Origin of the sequence: Methylobacterium sp. UNC378MF, assembly GCF_900103195.1 — a bacterium.
In the GTDB taxonomy this organism is placed as follows: domain Bacteria; phylum Pseudomonadota; class Alphaproteobacteria; order Rhizobiales; family Beijerinckiaceae; genus Methylobacterium.
This window is the reverse complement of sequence record NZ_FMWU01000016.1, coordinates 148,488-170,648: the sequence shown is the minus strand read 5'-3', so window position 1 is coordinate 170,648 and position 22,161 is coordinate 148,488. Positions and strand designations below refer to the sequence as shown.

At 70.4% G+C, this 22,161-nt stretch carries 20 protein-coding genes; 6 read left to right on the top strand and 14 right to left on the bottom strand.

Going from position 1 to position 22,161, the window contains the following annotated elements; genetic code table 11:
* The first annotated feature begins 516 nt into the window (after positions 1–516).
* Genes BLT59_RS18125 through mscL form a run of 3 tightly spaced genes read left to right on the top strand, consistent with a single transcriptional unit; the run spans position 517 to position 2,595 of the window.
* On the top strand, positions 517–1,227 hold the full coding sequence (locus BLT59_RS18125; protein ID WP_091783261.1) for a phosphatidylserine decarboxylase: 711 nt from the start codon (positions 517–519) through the stop codon (positions 1,225–1,227).
* A 7-nt stretch (positions 1,228–1,234) separates the two neighbouring features.
* On the top strand, positions 1,235–2,119 hold the full coding sequence (locus tag BLT59_RS18120) for a CDP-alcohol phosphatidyltransferase family protein (RefSeq protein WP_091783259.1): 885 nt from the start codon (positions 1,235–1,237) through the stop codon (positions 2,117–2,119).
* Positions 2,120–2,175: 56 nt separating this feature from the next.
* Positions 2,176–2,595: a large conductance mechanosensitive channel protein MscL gene (gene mscL, locus BLT59_RS18115; protein ID WP_091783256.1), complete on the top strand. Its 420-nt coding sequence runs from the start codon at positions 2,176–2,178 to the stop codon at positions 2,593–2,595.
* A gap of 4 nt (positions 2,596–2,599) precedes the next feature.
* Here the strand turns inward: mscL and BLT59_RS18110 are convergent, their stop codons facing one another.
* From BLT59_RS18110 to BLT59_RS18045, 14 genes are all read right to left on the bottom strand, one after another.
* A complete protein-coding gene (locus tag BLT59_RS18110) occupies positions 2,600–2,875 on the bottom strand; it encodes a hypothetical protein (RefSeq protein WP_091783253.1) in 276 nt (91 codons plus the stop codon).
* Positions 2,876–3,017: 142 nt separating this feature from the next.
* Positions 3,018–3,431, bottom strand: a complete 414-nt coding sequence (locus BLT59_RS18105) for a DUF1236 domain-containing protein (protein WP_091783250.1) — start codon at positions 3,429–3,431, stop codon at positions 3,018–3,020.
* A gap of 126 nt (positions 3,432–3,557) precedes the next feature.
* Positions 3,558–4,298 (bottom strand): NepR family anti-sigma factor, encoded by a 741-nt coding sequence (locus BLT59_RS18100; RefSeq protein ID WP_091783247.1) that lies wholly within the window; start codon positions 4,296–4,298, stop codon positions 3,558–3,560.
* Positions 4,299–4,461: 163 nt separating this feature from the next.
* Complete coding sequence (locus BLT59_RS18095; RefSeq protein WP_091783244.1) at positions 4,462–5,247, bottom strand: class II glutamine amidotransferase; 786 nt, start codon at positions 5,245–5,247, stop codon at positions 4,462–4,464.
* Between the two features lie 78 nt (positions 5,248–5,325).
* Positions 5,326–5,637 carry an oxidase gene (locus BLT59_RS18090; RefSeq protein ID WP_091783241.1) on the bottom strand — a complete coding sequence of 104 codons (312 nt, stop codon included), beginning with the start codon at positions 5,635–5,637 and terminating at the stop codon, positions 5,326–5,328.
* A gap of 1 nt (position 5,638) precedes the next feature.
* A complete protein-coding gene (locus BLT59_RS18085) occupies positions 5,639–6,298 on the bottom strand; it encodes a cytochrome c oxidase subunit 3 (protein WP_091783238.1) in 660 nt (219 codons plus the stop codon).
* Positions 6,295–7,971 carry a cytochrome c oxidase subunit I gene (locus BLT59_RS18080; protein WP_091783234.1) on the bottom strand — a complete coding sequence of 559 codons (1,677 nt, stop codon included), beginning with the start codon at positions 7,969–7,971 and terminating at the stop codon, positions 6,295–6,297. The genes BLT59_RS18085 and BLT59_RS18080 overlap by 4 nt, the downstream gene beginning before the upstream one ends.
* Positions 7,968–8,957, bottom strand: coding sequence for a cytochrome c oxidase subunit II (gene coxB / locus BLT59_RS18075; protein ID WP_091783231.1), 990 nt, complete (start codon positions 8,955–8,957; stop codon positions 7,968–7,970). The genes BLT59_RS18080 and coxB overlap by 4 nt, the downstream gene beginning before the upstream one ends.
* A complete protein-coding gene (locus BLT59_RS18070; RefSeq protein ID WP_091783228.1) occupies positions 8,954–9,442 on the bottom strand; it encodes a hypothetical protein in 489 nt (162 codons plus the stop codon). The genes coxB and BLT59_RS18070 overlap by 4 nt, the downstream gene beginning before the upstream one ends.
* Positions 9,439–10,500: a hypothetical protein gene (locus BLT59_RS18065; protein WP_091783226.1), complete on the bottom strand. Its 1,062-nt coding sequence runs from the start codon at positions 10,498–10,500 to the stop codon at positions 9,439–9,441. The genes BLT59_RS18070 and BLT59_RS18065 overlap by 4 nt, the downstream gene beginning before the upstream one ends.
* Positions 10,497–11,051 (bottom strand): c-type cytochrome, encoded by a 555-nt coding sequence (locus tag BLT59_RS18060; RefSeq protein WP_091783223.1) that lies wholly within the window; start codon positions 11,049–11,051, stop codon positions 10,497–10,499. Before BLT59_RS18060 ends, BLT59_RS18065 begins: the two co-directional genes overlap by 4 nt.
* Entirely contained in the window at positions 11,048–13,045 is a 1,998-nt protein-coding gene (locus tag BLT59_RS18055; RefSeq protein WP_091783220.1) for a quinol:electron acceptor oxidoreductase subunit ActD, read from the bottom strand. The genes BLT59_RS18060 and BLT59_RS18055 overlap by 4 nt, the downstream gene beginning before the upstream one ends.
* A 2-nt stretch (positions 13,046–13,047) precedes the next feature.
* On the bottom strand, positions 13,048–16,029 hold the full coding sequence (locus BLT59_RS18050; protein ID WP_091783218.1) for a TAT-variant-translocated molybdopterin oxidoreductase: 2,982 nt from the start codon (positions 16,027–16,029) through the stop codon (positions 13,048–13,050).
* Positions 16,026–16,685 (bottom strand): cytochrome c3 family protein, encoded by a 660-nt coding sequence (locus BLT59_RS18045; RefSeq protein ID WP_091783215.1) that lies wholly within the window; start codon positions 16,683–16,685, stop codon positions 16,026–16,028. The genes BLT59_RS18050 and BLT59_RS18045 overlap by 4 nt, the downstream gene beginning before the upstream one ends.
* A gap of 374 nt (positions 16,686–17,059) precedes the next feature.
* Between BLT59_RS18045 and BLT59_RS18040 the strand changes: the two genes are divergently transcribed.
* The 3 genes from BLT59_RS18040 to BLT59_RS18030 all read left to right on the top strand — a co-directional run bounded on the left by BLT59_RS18040 (position 17,060) and on the right by BLT59_RS18030 (position 22,159).
* Complete coding sequence (locus BLT59_RS18040) at positions 17,060–19,645, top strand: P-loop NTPase family protein (RefSeq protein WP_091783212.1); 2,586 nt, start codon at positions 17,060–17,062, stop codon at positions 19,643–19,645.
* A 173-nt stretch (positions 19,646–19,818) separates the two neighbouring features.
* A complete protein-coding gene (locus BLT59_RS18035) occupies positions 19,819–21,012 on the top strand; it encodes a L,D-transpeptidase family protein (RefSeq protein ID WP_091783210.1) in 1,194 nt (397 codons plus the stop codon).
* A gap of 205 nt (positions 21,013–21,217) precedes the next feature.
* Positions 21,218–22,159, top strand: coding sequence for an MBL fold metallo-hydrolase (locus BLT59_RS18030; RefSeq protein ID WP_091783281.1), 942 nt, complete (start codon positions 21,218–21,220; stop codon positions 22,157–22,159).
* Positions 22,160–22,161 lie beyond the last annotated feature (2 nt).

Here is a 22,161-nt window from a genome sequence, read left to right as displayed (position 1 = left end):
GCGCCGACCCGCTTCTGGGCTGACCCTGAGCGACCTGCGGACCCGCCCACGACGAGGCGGGACGGCTGGAAGGCCACGGCGCTGATAGCGGGTTCCGGAGGTGCGTGCGCCTCGCAGAGACCGCTTGGCAGGCAGGCGCAGGTCCGGGGCGTCGGAAGACACCGCGACGAGAAAGACGGCACCGGCCGGGGAGGATGCCCGGTCGATGCCGCGGGCGCCGCGGGGATCGGATCCCGCGCGTTATTTGGCCGACACAGGGTTCCCGCGGCGTCCCGCGTCCCTCGTGATCTCCCGGGCCATGCCCCCGGCGCCAAAGGCGCGCGGGGACGATGACGCATGGGGGAGGTCCTCGTGTCCGAATCGATGCCCGACGGAGTGGCACCCGGCGGGGGCGGGCGCGGCGTCCCGCGGCGATCCGCGACCCCTGGAAAGTTGACGGCGGCCCGGCGGACTGCCATCCGCCCGTCCGACACGTCCGTGGTCCTCGCCCGCGGCCCTCTCGAGTCCAGAGAACCCATGACCGACCTGATCGAGACGATCCGCCGGACGCTCGTGCCGATCCACAAGGAGGGCTATCCCTTCATCCTGATCGGCATCGTGCTGACCGTGCTGGCGGGCTACTTCTCCCAGTTCTTCGGCTGGATCTTCCTGATCCTGACTCTCTGGGTCTGCTACTTCTTTCGCGATCCGGAGCGCGTCACCCCGGTGGCGGACGGGCTCGTGGTCTCGCCCGCCGACGGGCGCGTGAACCTCATCGCCACCGTGCTGCCGCCGCCCGAACTCGACCTGCCGCAGGTGCCGACCCTGCGGGTCTCGGTGTTCATGAACGTGTTCGACTGTCACGTGAACCGGGTGCCCGTGGCCGGCCGGATCGGCCAGATCCACTACACGCCGGGCCTGTTCCTCAACGCTGAACTCGACAAGGCCAGCGACGACAACGAGCGCAACGGCATGGTGATCGAGACGACCCATGGCGACCAGCCGAAGCGGGTCGGCGTGGTGCAGATCGCCGGCCTCGTGGCCCGGCGCATCGTCGGGTTCGTCTCGGCGGGCGACGTGCTCGGCGTCGGCGAGCGGTTCGGCCTGATCCGCTTCGGCTCGCGGGTGGACGTGTACCTGCCGGCCGGCGCGACCGTGCTGGTCGGGCTCGGCCAGAAGGCCGTGGCCGGCGAGACGGTGCTGGCCGATCTCGGCGGCGGCCCGGAGCGGCTGTTCAAGCGGATCTGAGGCGGCCATGGACGAGCTCTTCCCGCCTTTCGCGCCCGATCCGAACGAGCCGCGCCCGCGCCGGTTCAAGCCGGTGCCGTTCCGGATGATCGCGCCCAACATGATCACCCTGATGGCGCTCTGCCTCGGGCTCACCGCGATCCGGCTCGCCTTCGAGGGCAAGTTCGAGCCCGCCGTCATCGCCGTGGTGGTGGCCGGCGTGCTGGACGGCATCGACGGCCGGGTGGCGCGGCTGCTCAAGGGCACGTCGCGCTTCGGGGCGGAACTCGATTCGCTCGCCGACTTCGTGAATTTCGGCTGCGCCCCGGCCCTGATCCTCTACGGTTTCGTGCTGTTCCACCTGAAATCGGTCGGCTGGATCGTGGCGCTGATCTTCGCCATCGCCATGGCGCTACGGCTCGCCCGTTTCAACGCGATGCTGGACGACCCGAACCGGCCGGAATGGAAGAAGGACTTCTTCGTCGGCATGCCGGCGCCGGCCGGCGCACTGACCGCGATGCTGCCGCTCTACCTGCACTTCCTCGGCTTCGGCATCGAGACCTGGGCGGCCCCCGCCGTCCTGATCTACGTGCTGTGCATCGCCCTGCTGGTGGTCTCCACGGTCCCGACCTACTCGGGCAAGACCATGGGCAAGCGGGTGCCCCGCAGCCTCGTCCTGCCGATCTTCCTGTTCGGCGTGGCGGCCTTCGGCATCCTGATCAGCTACCCGTTCGAGGCGCTGGTGGCGGTGAGCGGCGGCTACCTGCTGACCATCCCGGTGGTCGCCGCGCAGTATCGCCGCCGGCTCAAGGCGGCGCTGTCGGCCCCGGCCGGGGAGCGGTCCGCGGCCGGGGCGGACGCGCAGCTCGAGATCGCCGCTGAGGCGCGGCCCGAAGCCGTCAAGCCGGACTAGCCGCTGGCCGTCGCGGAATTCTCCCCTACCTTGGCGGCGTTCGGGGGGATTCGGCGATGCTCGAGGAATTCAAGACATTCGCGCTGCGCGGGAACGTGGTCGATCTCGCGGTCGGCGTGATCATCGGCGCTGCCTTTGGGGCCATCGTCAACTCGGCGGTCCAGGACATCTTCATGCCGGTGATCGGCGCGGTCACGGGCGGGCTCGATTTCTCGAACTACTACGTGCCGCTGTCGTCGAAGGTGCAGGCCGGCCTGCCCTACGCGGACGCGAAGAAGCAGGGCGCCGTCCTCGGCTACGGCCAGTTCCTGACCCTGTCGCTGAACTTCGTGATCGTCGCCTTCGTGCTGTTCCTCGTCATCCGGGCGATGAACCGGCTTCAGCACGCGGAGGTCAAGAAGCCCGACGACGTGCCGGCCGACGTGAAGCTGCTGTCGGAGATCCGCGATATCCTGGCGACCAAGCCGCGCGTCTGACGCCTCAGCCCGCGCGCTTGTCGGCATCCTCCGGCTTGACGCCGAGGGCATCGAGGATCTGATCGAGGGCCTGGCCGACGGCGCCGGTGCCTTCCTCGTGGGTCTTCAGCCGCGTCTCGAGCCGGCGGATCTGCGGCTCGAACGCCTCCGGCACGGGATCGTCGCCGAGGAAGCGGGGCTTGTCGGCCTCCACCGGCAGCACCCCGCGCAGCTGCTGGCCGAGATGGTCGCGCACCGGCTCGGGCAGGGTGGCATTCGGTTCGGTGGGAGTGTCGCTCATGGTCGCCTCACGGGTCGAACGGCCTATCAACGGCCGGACGAATGAAGCGTTGCGCCGACGGCCGCGGCTGTGGAAATGCCCCCGGAGCAGGCTCCGGAGGCGCAGGGCCGATGCTGGACCGGCCCCACGATCTCAACCGGGTTTAGTCGATGACCTCGACGATGCGGTGGCTGCGATCGACCAGCACCGGACGGTCATTCACCACGGTGTAGCGGTAACCCGGCTGCACGCGGTACTCGTTCGGCACGTCGTAATAGGTCACGCCCGAGGCCGGCAGGGTGGTGCCGACGGCGACGCGGCCATCATAATCGTAGGAGCGGACGTTGCGCTCGCGAACGTAGCTGCGGAAGCGCGGGGCCATGTCGACGCCGAGGATGCCGCCCACCGTGCCGGTGGCCGCACCGACTGCGCCGCCGACGATGCCGCCGATGGGGCCGGCCGCATCGGCACCCGCGGCCGCACCGCGCTCGGCACCCGGGATCGTGCCCTGGGCCTGGGCCGCCAGCGGCAGCGAGAGGGCGAGAGCCGAGGCGGCGATGAGGGTCTTGAAGGTCATACGGGATTGCTCCGTTCCGTGGTGTTTCGCCGCGCGGGCGCAGCGAAGCTCGGGCCGGTAACGCCCGATCCGCGGAATCGGATGCATCTTTTTTTGCGCCGCGCCGCAGCGCGGCCGGCTAAACTCTCACGCGTCCTTGGGCATCGCCGACTGGATGAACCGGTCGGAGCCGAGATCCTCCTCGTCGTAGCCCAGAAGTTCCGCGAGCCGGCCGCGGGCGCGGCTGACGCGGCTCTTCACGGTGCCGACCTTGCAGCCCATGATCGCCGCGGCCTCCTCGTAGGACACGCCCTCGGCGCCGACCAGGACCAGGGCCTCGCGCTGGTCCGGCGGCAGCTTGGCCAGTGCCGATTGCAGATCCTCGACGTCGAGCCGGTCGCCCTGGTGGGGGGCGGTGGCGAGCCGGGCCGCGTAGGAGCCGTCCTGGTCCTCGACCTCGCGGACCCGCTTGCGGTGGTCCGAGTAAAAGATGTTGCGCAGGATCGTGAACAGCCACGCGTTCAGGTTGGTCCCGGGCTGGAACCGGGCGCGGTGCTGCCAGCCCTTGAGCAGGGTGTCCTGGACGAGGTCGTCGGACCGGGCAGGGTTCGACGTCAGCGACAGCGCGAAGGCGCGGAGCGACGGGACCGCGGCGAGCAGGCCGTTGCGGAATTCCGGCTCGATCGCCTCGCCCCGGGCGCGCAGAGCGGCCTCCAGCTTCTCGATCAGCTCGGCGAAGCGGGAGGGCAGCGACTCCTCGCCGATCCGCTCGTAGACGGTGCGCAGATGCTCTCCGAGATGCGTGCGGATGCCGGGAGCCAGGTTCGGGCGGCCATCCCGCGTCCCGTCCTCCTGGGACAGGACGGTATCGGTGTCGTCGCGGGTCATGCGTATCGCACTCGTCAACGTGTCGTGGCTCGACCGGAGGTCCCGAGACGGTCGAGGCGGGTCGCTTGCCGGCTTGAACCCGGGGAGAAGTCCAGCCGATGCGCCGCTGTTACCGGCGTTCTAGCGCATCGGGCGCGAGCATGCACCCTCGCGCAAAACACACTTAAGCTAAGTTGCCCGGTCTCAACAGCCGGATCGCCCCGTCCCGCAGGGTCAGGACGTCGCCGCGGGCGAGGTCGGTCCAGCACTCGTCCCGGGTCAGCGCCTGGGTGGCGATCACCGTCACCACATCGTGCTCGGTGGTCTCCTTCGCGAAGTCGACCTGCCAGTCCTCGTCGATCAGGGTGGCCTTCCCGAAGGGGGCGCAGCGGGTCAGGTAGCACAGCCGCTTGCCGCAATGGGCGTAGAGGGTGCGGCTGTCGGTGAGCAGCATGTTGAACACGCCGAGCGCGTGCAGCTCGCCCGCGAGGTCGGCCACCGCCCGGTCGAGGGTCTCGGGGCGGGGCAGGGCCTTGTACCGGGCCTGCAGCCGTCCCAGCATCCAGCAGAAGGCGTGCTCGCTGTCTGTGCTGCCGATCGGCATGAAGCCGCCGAGCGGCAGGCGCTTCACGCCCTTGAGCTGGCCGTTATGCGCGAAGGTCCAGCGGCGGCCCCACAATTCCCGAGAGAACGGATGGGTGTTCTCCAGGCTGACCCGGCCGCGATTGGCCTTGCGGACATGCGCGACCACGATCCGGCTCTTGATCGGCATGTCGCGCAGCAGCCGGGCGAGCTGCGAGCGCGCGCTCGGCTCCGGCTCGTGAAAGCTGCGGCAGGTGCGCCCGTCATAGAAGCTGATGCCCCAGCCGTCGGCGTGGGGACCGGTGTCGCCGCCGCGTCGGGCGAGGCCCGCGAAGGAGAAGCGGATGTCGGTCGGCACGTTGGCGCTCATGCCGAGCAGTTCGCACATCGTTTTGCAGCCGGGCCATGCGGGAGAGCGGCGAGGTGTAGGAGTGTTCCGCCGTTCGAACAACGGCTTTCGCGCGGCTCAGCGGGCCAGATAATCCGTCAGGGTCATGCCGACCAGGATGGCGACCCAGAAGAAGCCGAGGGCCGAGAACAGCCGGATCAGGGGCGGCTCATGGATCACCTCCATGGAGACGAGGAGGATCAGCGCCACCATCACGGCGACCACCAGCAGCTCGACGATCCAGACCTGCGCGAAGGGGAGGGTGGCCCCCAGCGTGACGTTCACCGCCAGCAGCGCCAGCAGCGCCAGGAAGGTGAGCAAGGGCGTGCGCAGGCGCTTCCGGAGCAGGGCGCGGTCGTCGGCGCTCAGGGCGGCCAGGGGATTGCGCATCCTACCGGTTCACCACGTAGAGGATCGGGAAGGCCAGGATCCAGACGAGGTCGATGAAGTGCCAGTAGAGGCCGTAGACCTCGATCCAGTTCTGGTGCCGAGAGAGGAAGCCAGCCCTGGCAGCCATCCAGGTGATGCCGAGCAGCAGCGCGATGCCGGTGAACAGGTGCAGGGCGTGGAGCAGCGTCGCGACGTAGTAGAGGTTCACGAACAGCCGCGATGCCGGCGTCTCGGCAAGCGCGAAGGGCCGACCGCTGAGGAACGGCATCATGTGCTCGGCCCAGTCGGCGTAATACTCGTAGCCCTTCAGCACGAGGAACAGGCCGCCCAGCGCCGCGGTGGCCAGCATCGCCCGCACCATGGCGCGCTGCCAGCCCATCCGCGAGAATTCGATCGCCATGGACATGGTCAAGCTGGAGCAGATCAGCACCACGGTGTTGGTGGCGCCGATCCAGAACTTGAGGTGCTTGGCCGCCGCGACCGTCGCCTCGGGGTGCTGGATCCGGGTGATCAGCGCTACCAGGAACAGGGCCGAGAACAGCAGCAGCTCGGTGATCAGCCACGCCCAGATGCCGAGGGTTGCGGCCTCGCGCTGCTGGGCGACGCTCTCGAAATGCTCGGCCCGCGCGACACCGACGCCGTCTGCCAAGGGCTGGGTCATCCGTGCTGATCCCGGGATTCCTGGGCCTGGATCGGGTAATCGTAGGGGATGCGCGGCACCTCGGGGGCTTCGAGGAAATTGTGCGTCGGCGGCGGCGAGGCGGTCTCCCATTCGAGCCCCTTCGCGTTCCATGGATTGGCCGGCGCCCTCCGCCCGAACCACAGGGAATAGACGAGGTAGAGCATCGGGAAGATGTAGCCGGCCGCCAGGATCGTGGCGCCCGCCGAGGACAGCACGTTGAGGAGTTGGAACTCGGCCGGGTAGGTCGCGTAGCGCCGCGGCATCCCGAGATAGCCGAGGATGAATTGCGGGAAGAAGGTCACGTTAAAGCCGAGGAAGATCAGCAGCGCCGAGACCCGACCCCAGGGCTCGCTGTACATCCGGCCGGTGAATTTCGGCCACCAGAAGTGCAGGCCGCCCAGGAACGCCAGCACGGTGCCGCCGACCATGATGTAGTGGAAATGCGCGACCACGAAGTAGGTCGCGTGGATGTGCTGGTTGATGGCGAGCGTCGCGAGATAGAGGCCGGTCAGCCCGCCGAGCACGAACAGGCCGATATAGCCCATCGCGTAGAGCATCGGGGTGTCGAGCCGGAGCGAGCCCTTATGGATCGTGGCGGTCCAGTTATAGACCTTCACCGCCGAGGGCACCGCCACCGCGAAGGACAGGGCGGAGAACACCAGCGAGGCCAGATCACTCTGGCCGTTGACGAACATGTGGTGGCCCCAGACGAAGAAGGTCACCGAGGCGAGGCCGATCGACGCGTAGGCGACGAACCGGTAGCCGAACAGCTTCTTCTGCGCGAAGGCCGGGACGATCTCGGAAATGACCCCCATCCCGGGCAGGACCATGATGTACACGGCCGGGTGCGAGTAGAACCAGAACAGGTGCTGGAACAGCACCGGGTCACCGCCATAGGCCGGATCGAACACGCCGATGTGGAAGGCGCGCTCCGCGATCAGCAGGATCAGCGCCGTGGTGATGACCGGCGTCGCCAGCAGGAAGATCAGGCTCGTGGCGTAGTGCGCCCAGACGAAGATCGGCAGCTTGAACCACGTCATGCCGGGCGCCCGCATGGTGTGGATCGTGACCACGAAGTTGAGCCCGGTCAGGATCGACGAGAAGCCCACGATGGTGACGCCGATCAGCGCCGGCAGCACCCAGGTGTTCGAGAAGGCCGTGGAGAGCGGGGCGTAGAAGGTCCAGCCGGTATCGACCCCGCCCAGCACCACCGAGACCAGGGTGAACAGGGCGCCCGCCATGAACACGTACCAGCTCGTCAGGTTGAGCTTCGGGAAGGCGAGGTCCTTCGCCCCGATCATGAGGGGGATCAGGAAGTTGCCGAAGGTCGCGGGGATCGACGGGATCAGGAAGAACCAGACCATCACCACGCCGTGGATGGTGAAGGCCTTGTTGTAGGTGTCGTTGGTCATGATCGCGCCGTTCGGCACGACGAGCGCCAGCCGCACCACGCCCGCCGCCAGGGCGCCGATCACGAAGAAGCCGGTGATCGAGACGAGGTAGAGGATCGCGATGCGCTTGTGGTCGGTCGCGAGGAACCACGAGCGCAGGGTCGATTCCGCATGCAGGTAATCGGCCTTGCGGCCGATCGTCGATTCCGGGGTGTGGGGTTCGCGGCGGGCGGTGCCGCCGATGGTGCCCGATGCGCTCATCGTGTCGCCCCCGCCGGCGTCGCGTCCGCGGCCTTGCCGGCGGCCGGGCCCGAATAGGATTTCAGGAAGTCGATCAGCGTCCCGAGTTCGTCCGCCGGAATCCGGCCGGCGAAGCTCGGCATGACCTGCTTGCCCGCTCCGGCGAGCCGGTCGCCGTTCGGGTTCAGGATTTTCTCCCGCAACCACGCGTCGTCGGCTGTCACGGTGCGGCCATCGGCGAGCGTCACAGCGGATCCGTAGAGACCCGCGAGGCTCGGCGCCTTCACGGGCGAGCCCGGCTCATGGCATCCGGCGCAGCCATAGGCCTCGTAGAGGGCCCGGCCCGCCGCGACCTTGCCCTGCTGCGCGCCGGCATGGGTCAGCCACTCCTGGTAGTCGCCGGGATTCATGAAGGTGACCTCGCCGCCCATCACCGAATGGTCGGTGCCGCAATATTCCGAGCAGTAGAGGTGATAGGTGCCGGTCTTGTCGGCCTTGAACCACAGGTCGGTGTAGCGGTCGGGCAGGGCTGCCACCTGCAGGCGCACCGCCGGCAGGTAGAGGGCGTGGATCACGTCCTGGCTGATGATGTGCAGGCGGATCGGCTGGCCGATCGGCAGGTGGAGGTTGTTGATCTCGGACTGGCCGGTGGGATGCTGGAACTTCCACATCCACTGCCGGCCGATCGCCTCGACCACCATGGCGTCCGGGGGCGGGTTCTTCGAGTGGACGTAGAGCCGCGCGCCCCAGACGAAGAAGATCAGCGTCAGCAGGAACGGGATCAGCATCCAGCTGATCTCGATGAGGTTGGAGCGGATGCCAGACGGGCTCCGGTCCGCCTCGGAGCCCTCACGGTAGCGCAGGGCGAAGTAGGTGATCGCCACGAAGACCGGTACGGTCAGCAGCAGCGTCAGCACCGTGAAGGCCAGGATGAGCCAATCGGTCTCGCTGGCGGTGGCGGAGACCGCGGCGGGCCAGAGCTGAAGGGAATCGTGGCCCGGCGTCATCGGTCTCCAGGCTCCGCGGCGTCGAGGGATCGGCCGACGACCAGGTCCATGGCGCGACCGATCGGGATCCGGGCGCGGGTGCGGGCCTCGTCCCGGTAGCCGTAGCCGGACAGGTGCGCCTCGGCCGCCGCCCGCTCGCGGTCGAGATCGGCGTAGGGATCGGCCTGCAGGTTCGGCGGCGGCGGCACCAGCCGTGTGGTCTGCTGGGGCGTCAGGGCAGGCAGGGCCCGGCGCTGGCTCGCCGTGAACGTCGCCATCATCCAGACCATCGTGCCAATCACCGCCAGGGCGGTCAGGGCGAGCCCCGCCATCACCAGCGCGGTGTTGCGGACGTTGACGTCGCTGGTCTCGTGCCCGGGATCGTCGGGATCACGCTCGGTGTTGGCGGCCGGGCGCGGCGGGCGCCCGCTCAGGAGGCCGCTGCTGCGCAGGGTCAGCCCGGCCAGGATCGCCGGGATCAGCCCGGAAGGTCCGTCCGCACTCATGCCGGCCTCCCGGCGCGACGGGCCTTGGAGGCCGCCCGGTCCGCGCGCGGCCGCAGCACCGGCCGGAGCGCAACAGCGAGACAGGCCACGCCGCCGGCGGCCAGCGCGTCGCTCGGCCGGAGGACGAAGCGGTCGCGCAGCGCCGGGGTGATCAGCCAGAACATCTCTAGGGCGTGGACGGCGAGCGCCGCGCCGGCCAGGATCCGGGTGGTCGGGCGCCCCGGCCGGAGGGTCGCGAGCCCGGCCAGCACCACGACCGCGCCGGCCACGATCGCCAGCGCCCGCCCGACCCAGCCGCCGCGGGCGAAGTACCAAGCCACCTCGGGCGGCAGGTTGGCAGACCAGACGATCAGGAACTGCACGAAGTGCAGATAGGCCCAGAGGCCGAGCAGTACGACGAGGGGTACCAGCCGGCCGCGTCCCGGTGCGGTGCGGCCGCGGCCGACGGGCTCGGGCTCCTCCCAGGCGAGGAGGATCGCCGCCGCGAAGGCGAGGCCGCTCCAGGCCGTCATTACCAAGAGGCCCAGAAGGGTGGAGTCGAGCCGCGGGTCGAGGGAGGCGACCACGTCGGTCACGAACAGCATGCCGATGACCGCGTGCAGCCCCACCGCCGGCACGGTCCGGCCCTCCCCGGGTGCGTCGAATGGCCGGGCGAAGCGCAGGGCCAGCCAGGTCCAGGCGGCGAGATAGACGACCACCCGGATCGCGAAGAACGGCACCGTGAACCACAGGGCGGCGAGCGGGGTGCGCGCTGGGGCCGTTACCCAGGGATAGAGCAGGGGCGCGGCCACCAGAACCGGCAGCGCCAGCACGGCCGCGACCGGCATCAGCGCCATCAGCCGGCGCAGGCCCGCCAGCATCTCGATGCCCCCGCGCTCACGGACCCGCTGGCCGAAGCGCTCGGCCACGACGACCACCGGCAGGGCGCCGACCGGGAAGGCGAGGAGGACCAGCCAGGCGGCGAGATACGAACCCATCGCCCCGCGCCAGCCGCCCGCGATCAGGCAGACGGCCAGGAGGGCGAGACCGAGGAGGCCGAGCAGGGCGGAGCGCCTCACGGCATCGCCTCCAGGCGCGCGCGATCCTCGGCGGGCAGAAGCGCCACTGGGGCGTCCTGGCTGATCTGGAGGGCGCGGACATAGGCGACGATCGCCCATCGATCGGCGGAGGGGATCATCTGGCCCATGCCGAACATCGCCTTCCGGCCGTTCGAGATCGCGTCGTAGATCTCGGCCGCGGAGGCCTTGCGCAGGCGCTCCGCCGTGAGATTTCCGGCAGACGGGAAGCCGCGCGCCACGATCATGCCGGCGCCGCGCCCGTCCTGTCCGTGGCAGGGCGTGCAGAACACCCCGTAGCGCTCCCGACCCCGGTCGAGCAACGCCCGGCTGATCGTCTCCGGCTGCGGCGCCACACGGGCCGGATCGCTGCGCGGCACCGTGCCGGCCACCGGCTGACGCATGGTGATCTCCCGCGGAAAGAACGGGTTCCTGTCCCAGGTCTTGGCCCGGGCCTGATCGGCCATGTCGGCCTCGCCGCAGGCCGCCAGGGGCGTGAGGGCCAGACAGGCGAGGAGGGCGAGCGGCAAGGTGCGGAGGTCGGAACCCCTCATCGCGGTATCCGCCGGACCTCGAGGGGGCGCCCGGCCTCGACCGGCAGGGCCGCAAGCCGCCGCTCGATCCGGCCCGCGTCGAACCGGTCGCTGCGCGCCTCGGCGGAGAGGAAGAACCGATCCTCGGAAGCCCGCAGGAAGCCCGGGATGTTGAAGGCCGGGTGGTTCAGGCGGGGCAAGCGGTTGAGCACGAGGAGCGCGAGGTGGATCGCCACGCAGCCCGCCATCATCGCGAAGGAGACGCTCGGCACCACGAAGGAAGGCCAGGAGAGGCGTGGGCGCCCACCGATCAGAAAGACGTAGTCGTAGGCCGTGGCGTAAATGCACAGGACGAAGAAGCCGATGCCCCCGAGCAACGCCCCGGCGAGGGCGTAAGGCAGGATCGATCGTCCCTCCAGACCCAGCGGTCGCAGGGTGCGGGGCATCGGCACCGGGCCGTGCCCGTCGAGATGGACGTGATCTGGGCTGAGGCCCGAGACCGCCTGGAGGGCGGCAGCCAGGTCGCCCTGGCTCGCGAAGGTGGCGGACACGCCCCACAGGGGCGCGGAGCCCGGATCCTCCTCGGGCCGCGCGGCGGCCCGGGACGCGACCGCGCGGGCGTCGTCCTGCGCGGCCGGCGACGCCGTCAGGGCGAGACGGCGGCTCTCGACGATCGATACGGCCGGCAGGTAGCGCAGGAACAGCAGCAGCAGGGTCAGGAACAGGCCGACCGAGCCCGCGAAGGTGGCGATGCCCCAGACATCCGTCGTGTAGGGCAGCTTCGAGGAGGGCAGGAAGTCCTGCGTGAGGGTGACCACCAGCACCATGACGTGGTCGGCATAGGCGCCGACGGCCACGAGGAGACCCACCGCCGCGATGGCCAGGGGCGCCGTGCGGATGCGCGCCGACCACAGGATCTGCGCGGGCAGGACGAGACACAGGACGGCCGTCCAGGAGACCAGGGCATGGGTGCCGGTCATGCGGCGGACCAGGACGCCGCGGGCCTCGGCGTCGCCGTTGAGGAACGTGTCGAAATACTCGGCCGCGTAGCAATAGGCGCTGGCGCAGCCGAGGCAGAGCAGCAGCCGCCCGAGCACGTCGAGGTGGCGGGTCGTCACCAGGGCATCGAGACCGTAGACGATGCGGATCAGCATGACGATCACGGCCGTCACGCCGACGCCGGAATAGACCGCGTTCACCAGGAAGCTCACCGGCAGAAGCGTGCTGTGCCAGCCGGGCATCAGCGAGCCCGCCAGCATCACCGAGGCGCCGGTCTGGACAGAGACCACCAGCAGCACCCCGAGCAGCGCCACCGTCCGGTAGGCCTGGACCCAGATCTGCCAGTGGGCCGCCGAGCCGCGCCAGCCCGAGGCGAGGATGCCGTAGACCTGCGCGCGCAGCAGCGCGAGTTTGCGGGTCGGTGCCTTCACGTCCAGCTGTCGCATCGCCTCGAGATGCGCGCGGTCGCGCAGGGTGGCGAGGTCCGGCAGCAGCCCGATGAACCAGAGGCTCACGCAGATCACCAGGAACGACACGATGTCGATCGCGTCCCAGAGCAGCGGCGAACGGAATTGCGGCCAGAGGTTGTAGGTGTTGGGGTAGGGCAGGTTCCAGAAGAAGAACCATGGCCGCCCGAGATGGATGATCGGGTAGAGCCCGGCCGCCACGGTGGCGAGCAGCGCCAGTGTCTCGGCGACGCGGTTCACCGCCCCGCGCCACTCCGCCCCGAGCAGGAGCAGGATCGCCGAGACCAGCAGGCTGCCGGACGCGACGCCGATCCACCAATCGTAGCTCGCGATGTCCAGCGCCCAGACGACGGCGTTGTTGTTCGCCCAGATCCCGGGTCCCGCGTACAGCAGATAGCCGAGGGTGAGGACGAACAGGCCGAGGAGTGCCCCCGCGCCCGCGAAGGCGATCCACCAGCGCCGGTTGCCCGGATGCGTCAGCGGGATGGCCGCGACTGCGCCGCCGATGCCCTGGAGAGTCGCATCGGGCCGGATCAGGGGACCGGACATGCTCAGCCCTCCCGGCCGTTCGAGTCTGCGGCAGGCGCAAGCTCGGCGAGGTAGGTGGTGCGCGGACGCGTGTTCAGGTGACCGAGGAGGGCGTATTCCCGCGGATCCCTGCGGGCGGCCGAGACCTGGCTGCCCGGATCGGCGACGTTGCCGAAGGTGATCGCCCGGGTCGGGCAGGCACCCTGGCAGGCGGTTTCGACGGTGCCGTCGGGGATCGGCGCGTGGGCATCCTTGGCCGACGTGATCCGGGCGGCCGTGATGCGCTGGATGCAGTAGGTGCACTTCTCCATCACGCCGCGGGACCGGACCGTGACCTCGGGATTGCGCTGCTGCTGCTCCACCGGGGTCATGCCGCCGGTATAGTCGAGATAGTTGAACCGGCGCACCTTGTAGGGGCAATAGCTCTGGCAGGTCCGGGTCCCGACGCAGCGGTTGTAGACCTGCAGGTTCAGGCCCTCGCTGTCGTGGAGCGTGGCCTCCACCGGACAGCCGAGTTCGCAGGGCGCCTGCTCGCAATGCATGCAGGGCACCGGCTGGAAATGTGTGCTCGGCGCGTCGAGGTCGCCCGCGTAGTAGCGGTCGACCCGCAGCCAGCCCATCCAGCGGCCCTTCTCGACTTCCTCGCGGCCGACCACCGGGATGTTGTTCTCCGCCTGACAGGCGGTGACGCAGGCGTTGCAGCCGATACAGGCATCGAGATCGATAGCCATGCCCCATTGCGCCGCGACCCAGCGGTCCTGACTCTCCGGGGGTGGATAGAACGAGGCGGGCGTCGGCGCGCCCTTCGGGTCGCCCACGGGCGGGGCGCCCACAGGCTGCACGCGCACGAGGTCCTGCCCCTCCATCGTGCCGAGGTGCTGGGTGGTAACCGGCATGCGCCGCTCGCCGGTCTTCGTCAGCCGGGCGTCGGCGAGCCGCCAGGGCGAACCCGGCGGGCGCAGGGGTGCGGAGGCGTAGCCGAGGCCGCGGGCGAGGTGGTCCGGCACGTCCCGGCCGTAGCCCAGGGTCAGCGTGACGGTGTCGTCGGCCTGACCGGGCAGGATCCAGGCCGGGCCCTCGACGGTGCGGCCCTCCGCCTCGACGCGCAGGATGTCGCCCGTGGCGATTCCCGCGCGCTCGGCAAGACCCGGGCTCACCGCGACCACGTTCTCCCAGACCACTTTGGTCAGGGGCTTGGGGAGTTCCTGCAGCCAGGCAAGGTCGGCATGGGTACCGTCCCAGATCGTGGAATCGGGGCGAAACACCACCTCGACCCCGTTGGCAGCGGTCGCGGAGGAGGGAGCGGCTGCGGGGACGGCTGCCGCGGCCTGCGTCAGCGCGACGGTCTCGGCCGGGCGCGCGCTGTCCGCCCAGAAGCCCAGACGCAGGGCCTGGGAGAAGCGAGTCTCGAAGGCCGTGTCGTCCTCGGCCTCGTTCCGCCACTGCGCCTTGAGGAGGCCGAGGGCGTCCTGACCACTCTCCCCGCCCTCGCCGCCCGCCAGGAAGGCCAGCATCTCCGCAAGCGTACGGCCATTATACAGGGGGGCCACCGTCGGCTGGATCAGCCCCACCGTCCCGTCGAGGGACCGGACGTCGCCCCAGGATTCCAGCGGGTGGGCGGCGGGCAGGTGCCAATCGGCATGCGCGCCGGTCTCGTCGTAGTAGAGCCCCGCATGGATCTTGAGCGGCACGCGCTTCATCCGGGCGGCGAAATCGAGGGCGCCGGGCGCCTCGTAGACAGGATTGGCGCCGAGCACGACGAGCACCTTGACGGCGCCGTGATCCATGGCCTCCGCGAGATCGGCAAGGGTCCCGGCACCCGTCTCCTCCGTGGGCGCCGTGTGGATCACGGTTGCGCCGGTATTGCCGAGTGCGCCGTTGAGCCGGTGGACGAGTTCATGCAGTTCGGGGCCCGCGCTCAGGCCGGCGGTGACGATGCCGGCGCCCCGAGCTTGGTTGAGTGCCGTGCCCGCATCCCGCGCCCAGCGGGACACGGGGTCGTCGCCCCCGGGGGCCGCGCCACCTGCGGCCAGACTGAGCAGGTCTCGGGCCAGAGCCTCCAGCCGGCCGGCCGGCACCACGATCCCGTGATCCGCCTTGGCGCTGGTCAGCGTCGGTGTCGGCGCCGCCGCATGGAGGGTGAGGAGCCGTCCTTCCGCATAGGCCGCGCGCCGCGCCTCGATCCAGCGTCGGGACAGGCCGACCTGGCCGGGGCCAAGGTCCAGGAAATCGCCGTCGAGCGCCACGATGGTGCGGGCGCGGCTGAAATCGGGATGGGTCTCCAGCACGCGTCCATAGGCCCGCCGGGCGCCCTCGTAGATCCCGTCGCGGCTGGCCCCGGCGCCGGCATACCAGCGGAGGGCCGGGTAGGCGGTCCGCAGCCGCGCGATCTGCGCCGCCACGCCGGGCGACGTCACAGGACCGGTGAGCAGAGCGAGACCTTCGCCCCGGTTCGCGCGCCAGCCCGGCATCTGCCCCTGCAGGTCCGCCCGGAACGCCGCCCAGGAACTCGGCCGGCCGAGATGCTGCACCGCCTGGGAGCGGAACGGATCGTACAGCCCGAGCACCGAGGCCTGGGCCAGCACATCGGTGCCGCCGCGGCTCCAGGGATGCTGGGGATTGCCCTCGATCTTCAGGGGCCGGCCATTGCGGGTGGTGACCAGGATGCCGTTGCCGAAGCCATCGAACACAGCCGAGGACGCGTAGGACAGGTCCGTCCCGGGCACGATCCGCTCGGGCTGGTTGACGTAGGGCACCTCGTGGTCGCGCCCGCCGCCCCCGCCGCAGGCGGTCAAGCCGCCCAGTGCGAAGGAGGCGGCCATCAACTTGAGGAAGCCGCGCCGCTCCGGGGCGGCGGCAAGCCGCGACGCCGAGGGGAACTCGGCCGCCAGATAGGCGCGGAACTCGGGGCTGTCGGCCACGGCGTCGAGGCTGCGCCAGAAGCGCGGGCCGTCGCCGCCGGCGAGTTTCGCGCGCAGAGCGGCGATGTCGGGAGCGCCGGTCATCGGTGGCAGATCCCGCATTCGGTCAGCCGCTCCCCACCGCGGATATGGTACTGGGCTACAAGCTTGGGACCTAGCGTCGCTTGGTCGGCCGGCGGCGCCCAGGTCATGTTCCAGACCTGATCCGGCGTGCGGACGTATTTCTCCGGTGCCCGGTGGCAATCGAGGCAGAACTGCATCTCGAAGGCGTTAGCCCGGTAGGTCATCTGCATCGATGTGACGTCGCCGTGGCAGGTCGAGCAGCCGATCCCCTTCGTCACGTGGACGGAGTGATTGTAGTAGACGTATTGCGGCAGCTTGTTCAGCCGCACCCATTCCAGCGGCTTGTCCTGCGCGTAGCTGTCGCGCACGGGCTTCAGCATGTCCGAGCCCGTCCAGATCTGCGAGTGGCAGGTCATGCAGGTATGCGTCGGCGGGATGCCGGCGGTGGCCTCCCGATCAACCGTGGTGTGGCAGTAGCGGCACTGGATGCCGAGTTCGCCGGAATGGTGCTTGTGGCTGAACGGCAGCGGCTGGGCCGGCGCGATCCCAACGCCCGTGACGTAGTTCGAGCGCACGATTCCGGCCGCCAGGACCGGAAGCCCGACGAGGCAAGCCACCCCGGTCATCAGGGCGAGGCGGTAGAGCGCGTCGGCGCCGGGGGTGAACAGCTGCGCCATCAGGCCGGCTCGCGCCAGGCGGGACCTTGGAGATCGTGCTCGATTGTCTCAGCCTCTCGCCGCAAGAACCGCCCCACCCTCTAGGTCCCGGTCGAAATCGTGCGGCGCGCCGGCCGCCTGCGCGATACGGCTCGGGCGTCCACGGTAGTCATGCGTCCTGAATCCGAGCCTCACCGTCCCGAGCCTCGGCTGCGCCTCATCCCATGGTTTTAACGCTGGAGCGCTTCCAAACCAGGGTCGCGGCCGGAAACAAGCAGGCCGACATGTCGCAGGAGCCGGCGGCAGGGACCATGAATGCCGGCGACACTTCCCGTGACCGGCGCGAACGCCTATTCCCCGCGACGGTTGAGACGCCCGTTCCTGTCCGGAGACGCATGGAATCCGATCCTCTCGTCCTGACGTGGCGCGCTGCGCGGCCTCAGCACGCCACCGCGGCGGCCCTCGCGGTCGGGATCGGCGCGCCGCTCTGCGCGCTCGCGCTCCTGTGCCTGCGCGACCTGATCGCCGTCCTGCCGCGCGACGAGGCGCCCGTGCTGCCCTTCCTGCGCGTGGCGGTGGCGCTCCCGGGCCGCGAACTGGTGCTGGCACCCGGCATCCCGATGCGCCCGGCCGAACTCGAACTCACGGCCTTCCTGTGCATCGCCGTCTGCGCCCTGGCGCTGGCGGGACTCGGCTGGTGCGTCGCGCGCCTTTGTTTCAAGGCACAGAACAAGGCCGGGGACGCCGTCCGCGAGGGCGTGCTGCAGGCGATTCTCGAGGCGCCGGCGGGGGCCCGGGACGAGGCGCGCAGCCTCGCCCGGCTCGTCGGCGAGGTGCTGGCGCGGGCCGACCGCCTGCTCGCCGCCGGCATCGTCCTGCCGGCGATGACCCTCGCGGCCCTGATCCTGGCTCTCGGCTTCGCGGCCCTGGCCGCCCCCCGCCTGATCCCGGCCGCGGTGATCGGCCTGGCGGCGATCGGCCTCGCCTACGGATTGGTGCTCGAACGGGCTCGCGATCGGCAAGAGTTGCGCCTGCGCTCAAGCGTGCGGGCGGAGGAGAACCTGAACGACCTCGTGCGCCGACTGCCCGCCGTGCGCAACCACGGGGCGGCGGCGATCGAGCGCAGGCGTATCGCGGCCCGCGTCGCCGTGATGCGAACCAATGTCGGGCGGGCCGAGGCGCGGCTGGCCTATGCCAGGGCGCCGGCCCTTGCGCTGGCCGTGATCCTGCCGGCCATCGCTGCCGGAACGGCGCTCTGGCGCTCCGGGCCGGGGCAGCCTCCCGCTGCCCCGGTAGATCCGGCCGCGCTCCTGGCGGCCGTGGGCGCCTTCGGCCTCGCCGGCTGGCTCGCCGCCATCTGCGCGCGGCTCTGGATGGTCCGCAGGTCGGTCCGCACGCGCCTGCGCGACCTCGCCCGCATCATCGCGGCCCTCGAGGGTCGGCGCGCACGGGCAGCCCGGACCGGTGCGGCCGCCCTGCCGGTGCCCCGGTCCGGGATCCTGGCCACCCAGGGTGTCGGCGCCTTCGACCCGGCCACGGGCGAGCGCCTGACCGGCGTCGACGTGGCCGTGACGATGCCGGGCCACGTGGCGATCACGGGCAGCCGCGGCAGCGGCGCCCGCGCGCTGGCGGCGGTGCTGGCGGGGCAGGTCGAGCCGACCGCCGGGGCCGTCACCTATGCGGGCACGGACCTGCGCGACCTCGACGCCGCGGAGCGCGCCCGGCGCATCGCCTTCGCGTCGGGGGAGGCGATCCTGATGGAGGGCTCTCTCCGGCAGAACCTGCTCTACGGCACCGATCCGGCGAACGCGCCCGACGACATCGCGCTGATCGGCATCAGCCGGCTCACCGGGCTCGACGGCTTCGTGTATGCCCGCGGGCTGACCGGACGGCTCGATCCGGCCGCCCAGCCACGGCTCGCCGCTGCGATCGTCGCCGCGCGCCGGACCATGCGGGTGGCGCTGGCCGCCAAGGGCGCCGAGCGCCTCGTCGAGCCGTTCGATCCGAACCGCTACAACAACCAGGCGAGCATCGGCGAGAACATTCTGTTCGGTGAGCCGGTGGGCAGCGCCTTCACGCCCCTGCGCTTCGCGCGTCATCCCTACCTGCGGGCGGTTCTGGAGGCCGAGGGGTTGGTTCGCCCGCTCACCGAGATCGGCCTGTCGGTGGCCCGCAGCACGGTGGAGATCTTCGCCGACCTGCCGAACGACCATCCTCTGTTCGACGCCTACTCGCTGTTCCAGGCCGCCGAGCGGGGCTATTTCGAGGATCTCGTGGTGCGCCTGCCCGACGCGGCGAGCCTGCGCCGGGGACCGGCTGGCCAGCGCGACCGCACGCGGCTGATCGGCCTGGCGCTGCGCTACAACGAATCCCGCCACCGTTTCGGCCTGATCGACGGGGCGTTCCAGGAGCGCCTCGTCCAGGCGCGGTGGTCGTTCGCACGCATGATGCCACCGCATCTCGCCGGCGCGGTGGAGTTCCACGATCCGTCGCGGGTCAATCCGGCGGCGAGCCTGGAGGAGAACCTCCTGTTCGGCCGGATCAGCCTCGGCGAGGCCAATGCGGAGCCGCGGGTGCGGGAACTGGTGCGCCGGGTTCTCGCCGACGAGGGCCTCGAGGCCGCGGTCTACGGTCTCGGCCTCGACAGCAAGGTCGAGAGCCAGCCCAGCACCGGAGCGCTGGCGGATGGCGCGATCAATGCCCGCGAACGGGTGGCGATCGAGCTGAGCCGTTGCCTCGCCCGGGATCCCGACATCCTCGTGGTGGCAGTCGCGATGGATGAGCGGAAGGCCGAGGGCGCCCGCGAGCGCCTCGCCCAGCTGCGGCAGGCGCGGGACGGGCGCGGGCTCATCGTCTGCCTGCCCGAGACAGGTCTCGTGGAGGGCGCCGAGCCGTTCGACGCGGTGATCGCCGTGGAGAACAGCGCGGTGGTCGCGCCCATGCCGATGGCCGCCGAGCGGGAGCCCGCGCCGGCGGCCTGACAGGAAGACCGTCAGCGATCCGGCCGCGCCGTCGTCCTCGCGATCGCACCGAAGCGAACCGGGCGGCGCCGGGCCGAGCGGGCGCGCAGCCTCACGGCCGCCGCAATAATCCATCACGGCGGGGGGCCGCGCCCGTCCGGCAGCCATTCCGGCCGATCCAGCGCGGACGGTTCATGACCCTGTCGACCTCGACTTCTCTCGCCGCCGGCCTCGTTCTGCTGGCCCTCGCCGGACCGGCCGCCGCACAGGCGGGCAAGGCCGAGGCGCCGATTCCGGCCGCGACCCTCGCCCTGATGGCGCAGAAGGGCGTGACGGCCGCCTCGCCGGTCCTGTTCCGGGCCTACAAGAAGGAATCGGAGATCGAGGTCTGGAAGAAGGGGCCCGCGGGTTACGTCTACATCAAGACCTTCCCGATCTGCCGCTGGTCCGGCCAGCTCGGGCCCAAGCGCAAGAGCGGCGACCGGCAGACGCCAGAGGGGTTCTACACGGTGCCCCGGCGCCAGATGAACCCGAACTCGCACTACTACCTCTCCTTCGACGTCGGCTATCCCAACGCCTACGACCGGGCCCATGGCGGCACCGGCTCCGCCGTGATGGTGCACGGGATCTGCTCGTCCATGGGCTGCTTCGCCATGACCAACGGCACGGTCGGCGAGATCTACGCCATCGCCCGGGACGCGCTGAACGGTGGTCAGGCGGCCTTCCAGTTCCAGTCCTATCCGTTCCGGATGACCGCCGAGAACATGGCCCGCCACAGGGCCGACCCCAACATCGCCTTCTGGCGGGAACTGAAAGCGGGCTCCGACCGGTTCGAGGCGAGCCGGGAGGAGCTGCAGGTCTCGGTGGTCTCCGGCCACTACGCCTTCGCGCCCGCGCGCGATCCCGCCGTCGAGGCGGCCGTTACCACCCGCCGGGCGGTCGAGGAGGCTCGGATGACGGCGCTCGCCGAGGCGGGTGAGCCGGCCGTGCGCACCACCTATTCCGACGGCGGGCAGAACGCCTTCTGGGCGGCCTACACGGCCCGGGGCGGGGCGGTCGGTGACATCAGCCGGCCGGAAGCCCTGGCCTTCGCCGGGCAGGAAGTGGTGGTGGTGCCGGGCCATCGCGCCCACCGCCCGGTCCCCGACACGGTCTGGGCAGCCTGGGCCGCGCCCGAATCGGGTCTGTCGCCGCGGCAGATGGCGGGTTTCGTCCCGGTCTACGAGCGTGCCCCCGACCCGTTCGGGGCGCTGGCCGCGCCGCTGGCGACGCGCTACAGCGACGCACTTCCGTCGTGGCTGGCCGCGGGACTCGCCGGATCGGTCGCCGGCAGGCCGATTCTGACCGGATCGCCGGCCAGCCTCCTGGCCTCCGCGGAGCCCCTCTGAGCATGCGAACGCCCCGCGCAGCGGCCCGTGCGTGTGCGCGGACGCACATCACGACCGCCTGCGGCACACCAATTCATGATACGGCAGGGGATGAGCGGTACACCTGCTCCGTCGGCCTGCCGTATTCAAAGCTACCTTCCCGGAACGGCGACGGGGTTTCGATCATAAGCGATCGGGACCGACTGTCCGCGGATTCGTGATCGCCATGTCGAACAGTTCCGAGCCGACCATCCTGGCGGCCGACCAGGACCTCGTACTCCGCTTCTGGGGCGTCCGCGGCTCGACGCCCGTCAGCGGCCCGCAATACGCGGAGTTCGGCGGCAGCACGCCGTGCATCGAGGTGCGGTGCGGCCAGCGCATGTTCATCGTCGACGCGGGCTCGGGCATCTACAATCTCGGGCAGGGTCACCGGACCGACCTCCCGCAGGAAGTCGACCTTCTGTTCAGCCACCTGCATCTCGACCACACCGCGGGGCTTCCCTTCTTCAAGCCGGCGGTTCTCGATTCCGACCGGGTGATCAACACCTATTGCGGCAATCTCGGCGGTGAGTCGGCCGGCCCGACCCTCGACCGGCTGTTCGCGCCGCCGCTCTTCCCGGTTACGCTCGACAAGCTGTGCTGCACCTTTCACCACCACGGCTTCGAGGCGGGTCAGACTCTGGCCTTCCCGGACGGGACGCGGGTCGCCACGATCCTGCTGAACCATCCCCAAGGATCCGTGGGCTACCGGTTCGAGCATGCCGGCAAGCGCCTGTGCCTGATCAGCGACATCGAGCACAGCGATCCCTGGCCGGATCCGGACCTCGCCGCCTTCGTCGCCGACGCCGACCTGATGGTCTACGACGGCATGTTCACCGACGGCGAGTATCCGACCTGCCGGGGCTGGGGGCACTCGACCTGGCAGAAGGGCGTGGAGCTGGCTCGGATGGCGGGCGTCAAGGCGCTCGGGATCATCCACCTGCATCCGGCCCATTCCGACACGGCATTGCGCGATATGGAGGCCGATATGCAGGCCGAGATGCCGACCGCGTTCATCGCGCGCGAGCGCCAGTGCCTTACCGTGGGGGTGCCTCGGGCGGTCACCGGCCGGCAGAACGGCCGTCCGGCCATGGCGCGGGAGATGCGCCGACGGATCAAGGTCGCCTGAGC